Source organism: Virgibacillus pantothenticus (assembly GCF_018075365.1).
Taxonomy (GTDB): domain Bacteria; phylum Bacillota; class Bacilli; order Bacillales; family Amphibacillaceae; genus Virgibacillus; species Virgibacillus pantothenticus.
On record NZ_CP073011.1, the window covers coordinates 3,967,359 to 3,981,348 of the forward strand.

10 protein-coding genes are annotated in these 13,990 nt (G+C 39.0%); 3 read left to right on the forward strand and 7 right to left on the reverse strand.

Translation table 11 applies throughout. The features are described from left to right. The first annotated feature begins 1 nt into the window (after position 1). Together KBP50_RS18455 and KBP50_RS18460 are read left to right on the forward strand one after the other, a co-directional pair. Positions 2-1,471 (forward strand): glycoside hydrolase family 1 protein, encoded by a 1,470-nt coding sequence (locus KBP50_RS18455; protein WP_050351864.1) that lies wholly within the window; start codon positions 2-4, stop codon positions 1,469-1,471. A 259-nt stretch (positions 1,472-1,730) separates the two neighbouring features. Continuing rightward, positions 1,731-2,579: an HAD family hydrolase gene (locus KBP50_RS18460; RefSeq protein ID WP_050351865.1), complete on the forward strand. Its 849-nt coding sequence runs from the start codon at positions 1,731-1,733 to the stop codon at positions 2,577-2,579. A 151-nt stretch (positions 2,580-2,730) separates the two neighbouring features. Here the strand turns inward: KBP50_RS18460 and argH are convergent, their stop codons facing one another. The 6 genes from argH to KBP50_RS18490 form a co-directional block, all read right to left on the reverse strand. After that, positions 2,731-4,056, reverse strand: coding sequence for an argininosuccinate lyase (argH, locus tag KBP50_RS18465; protein WP_050351866.1), 1,326 nt, complete (start codon positions 4,054-4,056; stop codon positions 2,731-2,733). 182 nt (positions 4,057-4,238) lie between these two features. After that, positions 4,239-5,801: a Na+/H+ antiporter NhaC family protein gene (locus KBP50_RS18470; protein WP_232231352.1), complete on the reverse strand. Its 1,563-nt coding sequence runs from the start codon at positions 5,799-5,801 to the stop codon at positions 4,239-4,241. Positions 5,802-6,025: 224 nt separating this feature from the next. Continuing rightward, positions 6,026-6,700 (reverse strand): uracil-DNA glycosylase, encoded by a 675-nt coding sequence (locus KBP50_RS18475; RefSeq protein WP_050351868.1) that lies wholly within the window; start codon positions 6,698-6,700, stop codon positions 6,026-6,028. 819 nt (positions 6,701-7,519) lie between these two features. After that, a complete protein-coding gene (locus KBP50_RS18480; protein ID WP_050351869.1) occupies positions 7,520-8,812 on the reverse strand; it encodes an amidohydrolase in 1,293 nt (430 codons plus the stop codon). 176 nt (positions 8,813-8,988) lie between these two features. After that, complete coding sequence (locus KBP50_RS18485; protein WP_050351870.1) at positions 8,989-10,506, reverse strand: AbgT family transporter; 1,518 nt, start codon at positions 10,504-10,506, stop codon at positions 8,989-8,991. A gap of 42 nt (positions 10,507-10,548) precedes the next feature. Then, complete coding sequence (locus KBP50_RS18490) at positions 10,549-11,976, reverse strand: M20 family metallopeptidase (protein ID WP_050351871.1); 1,428 nt, start codon at positions 11,974-11,976, stop codon at positions 10,549-10,551. A gap of 636 nt (positions 11,977-12,612) precedes the next feature. Between KBP50_RS18490 and KBP50_RS18495 the strand changes: the two genes are divergently transcribed. Then, entirely contained in the window at positions 12,613-12,924 is a 312-nt protein-coding gene (locus KBP50_RS18495; protein WP_050351872.1) for a hypothetical protein, read from the forward strand. Between the two features lie 109 nt (positions 12,925-13,033). On the opposite strand, the gene rbsB is transcribed toward KBP50_RS18495, so the two are convergent. Continuing rightward, on the reverse strand, positions 13,034-13,969 hold the full coding sequence (gene rbsB / locus KBP50_RS18500; RefSeq protein ID WP_050351873.1) for a ribose ABC transporter substrate-binding protein RbsB: 936 nt from the start codon (positions 13,967-13,969) through the stop codon (positions 13,034-13,036). Positions 13,970-13,990: the final 21 nt, after the last annotated feature.

A 13,990-nucleotide genomic window follows, 5' to 3' on the forward strand; every position in this document is an offset into this window, starting at 1 on the left:
GATGAAACAATTATTACAAACAACATTCCCTAAAGGATTCTTATGGGGTGGAGCCACTGCAGCTAACCAAATTGAAGGTGCTTATGACAAGGATGGAAAAGGTCTATCTACTTCTGACATGGCAGCATATAAAGATCCATACGCTGGAGGTAAAGTAGATAACTTCACATTTAATGTGAACTCTATGGAATTAGAAGCGTATTTAAATCATCCTGATAAATATTTATTCCCTAAGCGCTGGGGAATTAACTTCTATCATCGCTATAAAGAAGATATTGCGCTATTTGCAGAGATGGGCTTTAAAGTATTTCGCTTATCTATTTCGTGGGCACGTATTTTTCCAACTGGATTAGAAGATGAACCAAATGAAGCTGGTTTAGCTTTCTATGATAAGGTTTTTGATGAATGTGCAAAACACGGCATTGAACCGCTTGTAACCATGTCTCATTATGAAATGCCACTTACTTTAACACAAAAGTATAACGGCTGGATAAGTCGTGAATTAGTAGGTCTATTTGAAAAATATGCTCGTGTTCTTTTTGAACGCTATAAAGATAAAGTAAAGTATTGGATTACGTTTAATGAAATGAATATGAATTTAAATAGTCTTTATACAGGTGCCGGTGTTCTGGCTGATAAAGTAGAACATGTCGAGGAAGCAGCATATCAAGCTTCTCATCACCAATTTTTAGCTAGTGCACTTGCTGTAAAAGCGGGAAGAGAAATCATGCCCAATGCTCAAATTGGCTGTATGATTAACCAAATTGAATCTTATGCACGAACAACCAAACCAGAGGATCAATTACAAGCGTTAAAAGCGGATCAAATTAATATGTTCTATCCTGATGTACAAGCTCGTGGTAAATACCCAAAATATATGACACGCTATTTTGCAGAGAACAATATCAACCTTGATACAAAACCTGAAGATGCAAAAATATTGCAGGAAGGAACTGTTGACTTTATTGCTTTCAGTTATTATATGAGCCATGTGACAGAAGCACGCCCTGATGCTGCCAAAATAGCTGGTTCATTTGACAGCCCTATCAAAAATGAGCATTTGGAGCTATCTGAATGGGATTGGCCAATTGACCCAATTGGGTTACGTATTTCATTAAACAAATTGTATGACCGTTATCAATTACCATTGTTTCTCGTAGAAAATGGATTAGGCGCACGAGATGAACTCACCGAAGATGGAAAAGTCCATGATCCATATCGTATTGACTATATTAAAAAACATATTATCGAAATGAAAGAGGCAATTAAAGATGGCGTTGAACTAATGGGATACACCACATGGGGATGTATTGATTTAATTAGCTGTGGTACATCACAAATGTCAAAAAGATACGGATTTATTTACGTCGATCAAGACGACGAAGGAAATGGAAGCCTAAAACGATATAGAAAAGATTCCTTCTATTGGTATAAACATGTAATTACTTCTAACGGTGAAAATCTAGGTTAATAAGCAATAAATTGCATCTTCAATCAGTGGGGTTTGATTCATTCCCCACTGATGGTTAGTAGTCCAAGGGTATGACCTAAAGGTCTCTGAAAGAAACAGGCATTTAGGGAAATTTATCACCCACTTAGACTTGTTGCAGTACAAGATTATCCCGCTCCTGAAGTAAAAGTCTTACAGAAACTTATATATCGATAAAAGGGACCATCCTAGAAGGCTTCTCCTTCTTGGGTGGTCTAATATTTGGGAGGGTTTAATAATTTTGAATAAGAAAGTTATTTTTATCGACGTGGATGGAACATTAACTACACCAGACGGAAAAGTCCCTTCATCTGCTAAACATGCTATTCGTGCTGCCAGAGAGAATGGCCATATCGTGTATCTTTGTACAGGGCGGTCTAGACCTGAAATAATTTCCAGTATATTAGAAATTGGTTTTGATGGAATTATTGGAGCTGGAGGCGGCTATATTGAAGTAAATAATGAGCTTGTTCATCATCAAACAATGCCAGAAGATTCAGTACGCCAAATCATTGCATATTTTCATCGCTATCAAATTGGTTATTATCTTGAATCCAATGACGGACTGTTCGGAAGTGAAAATTGTAAAGATGTTATACGAAAGCGTATTACAGAGGGCTTACCTGAAGGAAGTGAAGCATTTGAAAATGCAGATCTAGAATTTCACTGGTTTTATCAACTACTGGACAGTTATCAACATAAAGCCATTGACTATGGAAATGTGAATAAAATATCCTTCATTAGCAGCAAAGCACATCCATTTCAAGAAATCAGCAATACATTTGACAAAGAATTTACCATGTATCGAACAACGGTTGCACAATTTGGTTCAGAAAGTGGAGAAATCGCTGTTAAAGGAGTAGATAAATACAAAGCCGTAGAATTTGTATTAGATTATTTACAAATTCCCAAAGAGCAAAGCATGGCATATGGAGACGGGAACAATGATATTAAAATGTTTAAAGCTGTTCACTATGGAATTGCCATGGAAAATGCTACAGAGAATTTAAAAAAAGTGGCCAAAGAAATCACGTCAAAGGCTGAAAATGATGGGTTGATGCGTAGTTTTAAACGACATCAATTACTTTGAAGACATGCATGACTCAAGCAACATGCTTTCCCGCTGATGCAAGCGGGAAGGCAAAAAAATGATGTTCACTTTTATTGCTGTGCTGCTTCGACACTACAGACAAAGGCAGCACAGCAATTAGGTTGAAATTTGAAACAGCCAAAAACAAAGCTTATTTACTCAACATTTCTTGTTTATTTCCCCGCTTTAATAAATTCGTATATTCCACATAATCAAATATATCCTCTTCCATGCTATCACTAAATTTCTGCAGCTCTTCTAAAGTCAATTGTTCAATGCTTTTCCCTGCTTCTTCGCAATACAAGACGATTGCTCCGACAATTCCATGTGCATCACGGAAAGGAACGCCCTTTTGCACAAGGTAATCTGCTACTTCAGTTGCGTTTAAGAAGCCTGCTTTGATCGCTTGCTTCATTTGTTCGCCATTCACTTGGAGGGTAGTGACCATCTTATCCATCATTTGCACAGAAAGCAATACTTCGTCTACTGCTTGAAACATCGGTAGCTTTACTTCTTGCATATCTTTATTGTAAGCAAGTGGTAAACCTTTCATCGTTGTTAATACAGCCACCAGTGCACCGTATACCTTTCCTGTCTTTCCTCTAATCAATTCAGCAGCGTCAGGGTTCTTTTTTTGTGGCATAATACTGCTGCCTGTAGCATATGCATCATCGATTTTAATGAAAGAAAATTCTTGACTGCTCCATAAAATAAGTTCTTCACTTAACCTACTTAAATGCATCATAATCATCGAGAAATCAGATAATAGTTCGATAATAAAATCCCGATCGCTTACTCCATCCATAAAATTAACTGTCGGTTTGCGAAAGCCCAGTTTTTCTGCAGTTATTTGCCGGTCAATGGTATGAGTAGTTCCTGCTAATGCCCCAGAACCTAATGGGCTCTCATTTAAATTCTCCATCGTGTGCTCCAATCGTTTGATATCTCTTTTAAACATTTCTATATATGCACGTAAATGATAGCCAAAGGTCACTACTTGGGCACGCTGCAAATGAGTGTAACCAGGCATGATGATTTGTCGATTTGCTGCTGCCGTTTTTTCCAAGCTATCATTCAATGATTGCAATGCGCGAATAGTTTCCAACGCCTGCTTCTTCGCATATAGCTTTAAATCTGTAGCAACCTGATCGTTTCTGCTTCGTGACGTATGCAGCTTCTTTCCCGCTTCTCCGATCATCTCTGTTAATGTAGCTTCCACGAAGCTATGAATATCTTCATGCTCTCCTTCTACTGTAAGTTTTCCACTTTCAATATCTTGTTTTATATTATGGAGACCTTGGAGTATTTTCTCTCCCTCTTTTTGCGATAATATTTTGCAATGAACGAGCATCTCTGCATGAGCAATACTCCCGGCAATATCCTCTTCCACTAAAGCCAGATCCTCTTCCAATGATGAATTAAATACCTCCATCAGTTTGTCTTCTTCTTTTGTAAACCGTCCGCCCCAAAGCTTCATACTATGTTTTCCACTCCCTACTGTTTATTTTTCCGTTTTTGATAAAGTGAACCTTCAATCAGTGGGAATTCTTTCGTCCCATTGATTGTTAGTACCTCAAGGATATGCCCCACCTTAAGGCACTTGAACGAATCAAGAATTTAGGAGCCTTTCCCCCACTTTTAAAACGCTTAGTATCTACTCTATCTCCTCGTTGAGGGGAGGGGTATTACGGCACCTTTTATTCGGGAAAAAACTACAAATATCATAACCATCAGCGCAACACTTATTAATACAGTCCAATGACTCTCTGTAAATCCAGCGATAATAAATGATACTAGGGCAATCAAGCCATTGGTTAACGCATATGGTAATTGCGTTTTCACATGATCAATATGATCACAGCCTGCCCCTGTTGACGCTAAAATGGTGGAATCTGAAATTGGCGAGCAATGATCACCAAATAACCCTCCTGATAATACAGCACCTATACTAACAAGCATTGGAGCATCAAGACCATCTGCCATAGGAATAGCAAGCGGAAGCATAATTGCGATAGTTCCCCATGAACTTCCGGTTGCAAATGACATACTTGCTGCTGCTAAGAAAATAATTGCTGGTACCATATTGCCCGGCACATTCCCATCTAGCTGTTCAACGATATACGCTGCTGTCCCCATTTCACCTAATAAAGAGCCCAATGCCCACGCCAAAACTAAAATTAAAATAACTTGAACCATTCGTTGCATGCCCTTTAAATAAATATCCAAGATCGCATTTATTTTCTTCACTTTAAATGATACCATTAATATCATTAATGTGACGGCAGCAAATAAGTAAGCCGTGCTTAAAGCGACTCGGAAATCACTGCCTGATACAGATTTGACTGGAAAACCATAAGCAATCAATAAGCTAAATAAGGTTATAAACAATACAGCAAGGGGCAGCCAAATTAGCATCGGATGACTCGCGGGCAAAGACTCTTCGGTTACATCCGCTTTGCGCAACGGCTTTGATTGTTGCCAGTAAATTTGTCCTGTCTGCTGCACTCGTTTTTCTGCTTTTGCCATCGCTCCAAAATCCATTTTGGTTAATGCTACAATTGGAACAATAATTACTGATAAAATAGCATAGAATTGAAATGGAATTGCTTGAACAAACGTTGTAAATTCAGACGATGCGATACTTAATCGATCAAATTCTTCTTTCATAATACCCATGATATATATTCCCCAACCTATGAACGGAATTAAAATAGCAACGGGTGAGGATGTAGAATCAAGAATCCAAGCCAATTTTTCTCGCGATACCTTTACTTTATCAAACAATTTTTCGAATACCGGACCAACAATTAAAGGCGTGCCCATATCGGAAAAAAAGATAATGATGCCTCCAAACCATGCTGATAATTGGGTTTTCGCTTTTGTGTTAATCCACTTAACCGTTCTTGTTGCTAAAGCTGCGCCCCCGCCCGAGCGCTCCACTAGGGCAACAAACCCGCCGATAAAACATAATAGAACGATTACGGCTGCATTGTAGCTATCAGTTAACTGTGGGAATAAATAGTCGCGGATGGTGCTCGTTGTTGCAGTAATTGGATTTCCATTAGTGAGCATTAACAGTCCCACAAATATACCCGTGAATAAAGATACAATAACATTCCGAAATATAATGGCTAAAACAATTGCTATTATTGGTGGAATTAAAGAAATAACCCCCATATGCTCCATGACTTCTCCTCGCTTCTCCGGTGTATTAATATGCATAATATATTATTAATATACTAATCTAGCACCATATCCGATGTCAATATTTAATTTTTCAACTAGAGAAAGCTTTAAGTTTGTTGAGTTCTTCTTAGAAGGCGGAACACTGTAAATGAGAAAATAACTTTAAGAGGGCTAACCTCCATTTTACGTAATTTGGAAAAAGCATGGAATTACCATCATTCCACGCCTTTGTTCTTCATTTTATTTCAATTATCCGCTTTCTATTCAATTCGCCAATCAATCGGTTGTTTATCCAGTTGTTTTAATAGTTTATTCGTTTTAGAAAAAGGCTTACTGCCAAAAAATCCTCTATATGCTGATAAAGGGCTTGGGTGGGGGGATTTGATAATGTAGTGCTTACCCGTATCAATAAGAGCCTGCTTTTTTTGTGCAGCTCCTCCCCATAAAATATACACAACTGGGTCATTCTTCTGGTTTAGCAACTGAATGACACGGTCGGTAAATTGCTCCCATCCCATTCCTCGATGTGAATGTGCTTGACCTTTACGAACAGTAAGTACATTATTCAACAATAATACTCCTTGTTTTGCCCATGATTCCAGTGAGCCATGGGCAGGCATCGGATGCCCCAAGTCTTGTTTCATTTCGGTAAATATGTTTTTTAAAGACGGGGGAAGTGCGACTCCCTTTTTCACAGAAAAGCTTAGCCCATGAGCTTGATTCGGACCATGATACGGGTCTTGCCCTAAAATAACTACTTTCACATCTTCAAATGAAGTATAGTGTAACGCATTAAATATATCGTTCATATCTGGATAAATGATGTAAGAAGTATACTCCTGTTTCAAAAACTCCCGCAATTGAAGATAATAGGGCTTGTGAAACTCTTCTTTTAATAATGGCTGCCAGTCATTAAACAGAATTTGCTTTGTCATACGATCCTTCCTTGTTCCAATAATATATGTTATCTATTATTCTATCATGATTGAAACAAGATGGAAAAACTTTCATAAAGTGAATTTCAACCTCCTCCACTCATTGTTAGTACCGTAATGGTATGAACTAAAAGCCGCTTACGAAATAGGGTATTTGGGTGCTGTTATCTCCTAATTAGACTTGTTACAGTAGATTACCCAACTTCTGAAGCGGGAGTCTTACAGCACCTTCTATAAGGGATAAATATGGAGGCTATCGATTATTTACAGGAGTCAATCTCACGATATGATTTTATTTGATGTCGAGTTAATTGAACAAAGGCGCAAGCGCCCGTTTAGCAACGTAGCGAATGGAACGAATCAACTAAAGATTTAGGAATCATGCCCCTGCAACCAGGGGTATGCCGACGTCGGGCGGCAAGCCCGTTTTTAGTCGGCCTTCCTTTTAGCGACGAACCGATGATGACTTATCGTAGGGCGATTTCGTGAAGTCGCCTAGTTGCTGGGCGATGGAGCTGGACGTGACTATTCGGTTATTTCATTATCCATAAGCACCTAAGTTTATACTTTCTTATTCTTTAAGAGAAGTTCTAGAAATACTGCTTCAGTTTTCTATCCAAAAACTTATTATAACAAAGGTGAGTGCCCTCTTCTTATGATCTCGCAAATGCGAATATAATAACAAATATCCCTGTATATATTTTAACTTATACTGAATATTTAGATGCCCGACAACTAATTTAAAATCTCCCTCTTCCATAGTTTCATTATTCACATGGCAACATCTTATATCTATCACAACTACTAACTGATTCGTTACTAACAGCCTGCTTCTGCTAACAGTTTATACACAGATTTATATAAAATTTGTACTGCTGAGAGCAGCGTTGCTTCATGGATATCGAATTTTTCGTTATGATGCCCGGCAGCTAACTCTGTCCCAAAAATACAATATGTCGCTAAGCCGCCGTTTTTCTGGACTGCCTCCATAAAGTACGTTGCATCCTCAGATCCCGCCCCAGCATCATTTTGCAATTCGGCGTGAATAATGTCTGGCGATGCATTAGCACATTCATAAAGCGTACGTGCTAATTCCTCCGAGCATGTACAGTTAATCGCCTCACCTACTGTCTTTATTTCGTAATCCACTTGATACATCTTAGCAGCTCCAGCAACAATGGACTTTACCTGCTCTTTCATATACTGATTAATAGCGGCATGCTCCCCACGAGTTTCGACTTTCATCGTTGCATGATTAGCGATAATATTTCTTCCGCTTCCTGCATGCAGTTCACCGACATTCACTCTAGAAACTCCTTGCGAATGACGAGAAATTGCGTGGATGTTTAATACAGCAGCTGCAGCAGCTAATAAGGCGTTTTTCCCTTGTTCTGGACTTCCACCAGCATGTGCAGCAGTCCCACGAAAACATACATCCAACTTTGAAGTAGCTAAAAATCCATTATTGGCTGCCAGAAAATGGCCATGAGGCACTCCTGTTCCAATATGAGAAGCAATAAAATAATCTACATCTGTTACAACATTAGCTTCAACCATTGATTTGGCACCACGAGTTCCTTCTTCAGCCGGTTGGAAAATAAGCTTAATCGTTCCACACAGATTTTCTTTTTCGCCTGCAATACATGTAGCTAAGCCAAGTCCAATCGCAGTATGCGCATCATGACCGCATGCATGCATTTTCCCATCGACTTGCGACCGGAATCCTTCTTTAACAGGAACATGATCATCCGCATCTGATTCATAAATATCAAGTGCATCCATATCAAAACGATAAGCAATCGTAGGCCCTGGAATATTGGTTTTCAAAGTCGCAACAATACCGGTGTATCCTTCTTTAAAGGTCTCTACAAATGCTTTATTTGCCCCGTTATCAAGTGCCCACGCATAATGTTCTGCTGTCACTTTTTCATCAGGTTTCCCCATGCAATGTTTTTCGGACATGACTTCTTTACCCATTTCCAACGTAAATCCTAATTCTGATAAAACAGACGCAACAATCGATGCTGTTCGTATTTCTAAAAAACCCGTTTCAGGATGTTGGTGAAGGTCTCTTCGCCAGTTGCTTAATTTCTCTTTCAACTCCACTGTCATAGCTATGTCCTCTCCTTTATTTGATTTTATAATATAAAAAGCGGTTTGAAATGTATATATTGAACTAACTGCTCATCACCCCGTTTAGGGATCGAGCTGCTTGTTTCTTATTCGTCCATTTCAGATATGTAGAAAATGCATGTAGAGGCGACATAGCCTCCACATACATGATGCATTTATAGAAACGGTGTAACACCAGGGCCAAATGGGATACCTGCGTAAAAGAAAATTAAAATGAGAATAATCCATGTTAATAAAAACGCGGCTGAGTATGGAATCATTAATGAAATAAAGGTACCAATTCCGGCCTTTTTATCATATTTTTGCATAAACGCTAAAATGATAACCATGTAAGGCATTAGTGGTGTAACAATGTTTGTGGAAGAGTCAGCCACACGATAAGCTGCTTGAGTAAATGCTGGACTATATCCTAGTTGCATAAACATCGGAATAAATACCGGGGCTTCTAACGCCCACTTCGCCGAACCGGAAGTAATTAGAAAATTTAACGCAGCAGTAAAAAGAATATACCCAATAATGAGCCAAATCCCAGTAAAGTTAACTTCTTTTAGAAAATCGGCTCCATTTACAGCTACCCACGTGCCAATATTGGACCAGCTAAAATAGTTTACAAACTGAGCAATCGCGAATATTAAGACAATGTATCCAGCCATGTCTTTCATTGATTCAGCCATATAACCACTTACATCTTTACTTGATTTGATTTTTCCTATAGTAATCCCATAAGTAACACCAATAACAACAAAGAAAATTAGGATAATTGGGACGATTCCATCTAAAAATGGAGATGGAACAATAGTACCACCCTCACCTCTTAAAGGGCTATTCGGTATAAAAATGGCAATTACGATCAAAGCAATGTAGGCTAATCCGGCTATAACGGCATTACGAAAACCTTTCCCTGCTTTAGGGTGATCTTCTTCCAGCGCAGCCTCGACAGAACCACCTTTATACTTACCCAATCTCGGTTCAATAAACTTATCAGTAATAAGTCCGCCTACAATGGTAATAACGAAAACAGATACAATATTAAAATACCAATTATCTACAGGCGTTACTGTAATAGAGTCATCAATGATGGCAGCAGCTTCTGTCGATATACCAGCTAACAACACATCTGTTCCGGCAATAAATAAGTTCGCTGTAAATCCTGCACCTGTAGCTGCATAACCTGCAACTAAACCAGCTAATGGATGGCGACCAACTTTATAAAATACCATAGCAGCTAGTGGTGGAATAAGCACCATAGCAGCATCGGATGCTAAATTACCCATAATACCAACAAATACAACCGTATACGTAATTAAAGCCGGTGGTGATTTCATAATGGTTTTCCGAATCGCATAATCCAACAATCCTACTTTTTCAGATAAACCAATTCCTAACATCATCGCTAATACTAACCCTAAAGGGGCAAAACCTGTAAAATTATCTAACATGGAACTTAAAATGTATTGGATCCCTTCACCAGAAGCCAAACTTTTAATGGGAAGTTCTTCTCCAGAACCTGGATGGACAACAGAGGCGTTAAACATACTAAAGATAGAAGAAGCGATAATGATGATGAGAGCTAATGCAATAAATAAGATAAATGGGTCCGGGAGTTTATTACCTACCCTCTCAATCCCGTTTAGAAACCTTTGAAACAAACTTTTATTCGTATTTTCTTTCATCGTATTCCCTCTTTCTTGGTGTAATTGTTTTATAAATTCTGACTATGTTTTTAATACAGAAGGCTGCACTTCATTGGGGATAGGGCATTTATAAGGGTTTTGTGCTATAAATTGGTGAAATTCTTCTTTTGCTGCTTGCAATGCAACTGGATCGGTTAGCAATTGAATTCCTGTCAGTGCCATCGCTTGGGCCGCTCGCAACATCCCTTTATGTGCAAAGCTACTGATGCCTTGAGCAGTCATTTGCCAAGAGTGTAATGGAGTACCTAAAGCTGAAGTGGCAGCAGTTACTTGTGCAGTCGGCACTACCCAGCTAACATCAGCAACATCTGTAGAGCCTGGTAAAATTTTATCCGAAGCTTCATAAGGGGAAATGGTCTCTGTGACATATTTATCAGCAAATTCATTTCCATTACCAACATAGCCGAAGCCTTCAATAATTTCTAAATATCCTTCTTGCTCTGATTCTGTAAGGGAATGCCAAATTTCTTTCGCAAACGTTTTTTCTTCTTCGGTTGGCTTTTCCACACCTGATGTGAGCAAATGCTGATACAATAGCTGTTCCATACTTCTGTTTGGAATGTAATTAGAACAAGCTTTGTCAAACCTTATCGTAAGTTCTGTTTCCGTCATTAATGCAGCGCCTTGGGCTATTTTACAAACACGTTGATAAATATCATCTACTTGACTCACTTTTGGAGCACGGATTAAATATAAAACTTCTGCATTGGCTTGTACAACATTTGGTGAAATCCCACCTGTATTTGTTGTCGCATAATGTAATCTTGCTTCAGATACAACATGCTCTCGTAAATAATTCACTCCTACATTCATCAGTTCAACAGCGTCAAGCGCGCTTCTACCTAGATGAGGCGAATTAGCAGCGTGCGAAGTAGTTCCTTTAAAGGCGAAAGATATCTGATAATTGGCAAGGCTCGAAGCACTCATAATCGCATTGACCGGGGACGGATGCCATGTTAGTGCAGCATCAACATCAGCAAATACGCCTTCCCTCACCATAAATGTTTTACCAGATCCACCCTCTTCGCCAGGGCAGCCAAAAAACTTCACTGTGCCAGAACGATTATTTTCCTTAAGGTATTCTTTTACAGCACAAGCTGCCGCGAAAGCTCCTGTACCAAGCAAATTATGCCCACATCCATGACCAACATCTGCTTCCAATGGTTGGTAGGTCGTCTGGTTCGGCTTTTGGCTTAAACCTGAAAGCGCGTCGAACTCACCTAAAAAGCCAATAACTGGGACTCCTTCTCCATAAGTCGCTACAAACGCAGTGTCGATATTTCCGACTCCTCTTTCCACTTCAAATCCTTGTTTTTCACAAGCTGCAGCTAAAAATGCAGAGGATTCATACTCCTCAAACCTTGTTTCCGGATGTTCAAAAATATACTTGCTTACTTGTTCAAAAAACTGCTTGTGTTGATGTAAATAGTCTCTGGTGAACTTTTCCATTAAGGCATCTCTCCTACTCTTACTAATTTTCTTTATATTACATAAAAAATAATAGAAGTGTCAATATTTTTTTAATGATACAAAAACAGGTAAAATATGGTGATTACTATATTATTCCAATGAATGCAATAACATCTTGAAGGAGAATTATTGTAAAAAGTTAGGGGAGAATAACAAAGGCGCGGGGCGCCACGTAGTGAATGTAACGAATCAACGAAAGATAAAGTGAACCTTCCATCCCCGCTGATGGTTAGTACCACCAGGGTATGACCTAAAGGCACTTGAACGAATTGGGGATTTAGGTGCTGTTACCTCCCACTTCGACTTGTTTAGCTCACCACTTCTTGAAGTGGGAGTCTACAGCATCTTATCCGGGATAAAGGAATCATGCCACAAAAAACAGGGGTATGCCGACGCCTGTGCGGCAAGCACGTTTTTAGTCGGCCTTCCTCTTAGAGGCGAACCACCGGTGAGGACTTATCGTAGGGCGCATTTCTATAGTCTCCCAGTTGCTGGGCTCATGCGCCGGACGTGGCTATTCGGTTTATTTCGTTATCCACAAGCACCTAATTTTATACTTCCTTATCTTATAAAAAAATATCTTTAAGGGATAACACTTTTACTGGAGGTTACAAAATGGAATTTCCAATTATTCATACCAATTTTTGGGATGGCGTTATTGCCGTTCCACTAATCGTAATCATGACACAAATATTTAAGTTGTTCCCTATTCCCCGCCAATACTTCCCTACCATTGCCAGTGTGATTGGATTTAGTATCTCCATATTTATTAGTCACCGAAACGATTTGTGGGCAGGAGTTTTTATGGGAGGTTTTTATAGTGCAGCCGCTGTTGGGACGTACGCGTCATTAAAAACATCCTGGATTGCATTTAAACAACGTCAAACAAAGAAAAGACTTACCCAAACAGCTGGTGAATATGACTAATATAAAAATGGCAGGTTATAGTTGAATCGGATAATCAACGCATTCAACTATAACCTGCCAGTTGTTTTAGGATTATATTTTGATATACTGTAATTTTTAGTATAGATGTTTATTCTGTAACTAGTTCAAGTTCTACAGGAATAAACGCTTCCACTTTTTCCCCGTTCGCAACCTTCCTAGCAGCATCAATTGCTTTTTCACCAATCATTTTCGGTAGCTGAGCTACTGTTGCATCCATTCTTCCTTCTGCTACAGCAACCACTGCATCCTCAGTTGCATCAAAACCTACAACAATTACATCTTCCAGCATATTTTGTGATTCCAATGCTTCGATTGCTCCTAATGCCATTTCGTCATTATGAGCAAATATGGCATCTATATCTTTTGTACCTTGGATAATATTTTCCATGACGGACAAGCCTTTTGTTCGATCAAAATCGGCAGTTTGCTTAGCAATTACTTCTATATCTTGCAATTCATCAATAATGTTATGAAATCCTTCTCCTCTTTCTCTAGCTGCTGATGACCCAGAGATACCTTCTAATTCTACAATTTTTCCTTTTTTATTAAGCTGATCAGCGATGAATTCACCTGCCATTTCTCCTCCTGCTACATTATCAGAAGCAATATGCGTGACAACTTCGCCACCTTCAGAGCTTCTATCTACAGTAATTACTGGAATTTCTGCTTGGTTAGCAGATTCAACTGCGGAAGCTACTGCTTCAGAATCTACTGGATTAACAAGTAGTACATCAATGTCCTGTTGTAAAAGGTCTTCAATATCGCTTAATTGTGTGGATGGGTCATTTTGCGCATCCGATATTACTAGGTCATATCCAGCTTCGTCCGCAGCGCTTTCAGCCCCATCACGTAAAGTAACAAAAAAGGGATTGTTTAAAGTAGAAATAGATAAGCCTATTTTTACTTTATCGTTATTGGAGTCTTTGCTATTTCCCTCTCCGCTACCAGGAGCGTCTGTAGAGCAAGCACCTAAAATAAAAATTGCGGCTACAACAAAAGTAAGAATCTTTAACCACTTAGCCATATTATTCCTCCTATTTATAAT